The organism is Streptomyces sp. P9(2023) (assembly GCF_032436795.1).
Taxonomy (GTDB): Bacteria; Actinomycetota; Actinomycetes; order Streptomycetales; family Streptomycetaceae; genus Streptomyces.
In genome coordinates this window covers 1-285 of the sequence record NZ_JAUPWM010000356.1, presented here as the reverse complement: position 1 = coordinate 285, position 285 = coordinate 1, and the positions used below count along the sequence as shown (strand labels likewise).

Below are 285 nucleotides of genomic sequence, written 5' to 3'. Positions count from 1 at the left end.
GTATTGCCGGACGCGGTCTTTCGCACTAGCGACAGCTAAGACCTGCTCCTTCGGAAAGAAATGGTCTGATGACGGAGGCCACCTCATCGGGAAATTCCTCGTGAATGGAAAGCTTCCCTTTCGGCAATCGCTCGAGTCGAACATTTGGCAGACCGACCAATGATTCGATTTCGTCGCGAGAGCGTGCTGGCGTTTCATCTCCGTAGACCACCAGCGTCGGCTTGTCCGTCCTCGCCGCAAGACTTAGAAAACTATCCCGGCTCTCGACCCGATCAAGGTAGCCAC

Annotated in this window: 1 protein-coding gene; it reads right to left on the bottom strand. The window is 55.4% G+C overall.

All coding sequences use genetic code 11. The features are described 5' to 3' along the window. Positions 1-25: 25 nt before the first annotated feature. The coding region (locus tag Q5762_RS37930) for an alpha/beta hydrolase (RefSeq protein ID WP_315896862.1) at positions 26-285 on the bottom strand (260 nt) is incomplete at its 5' end.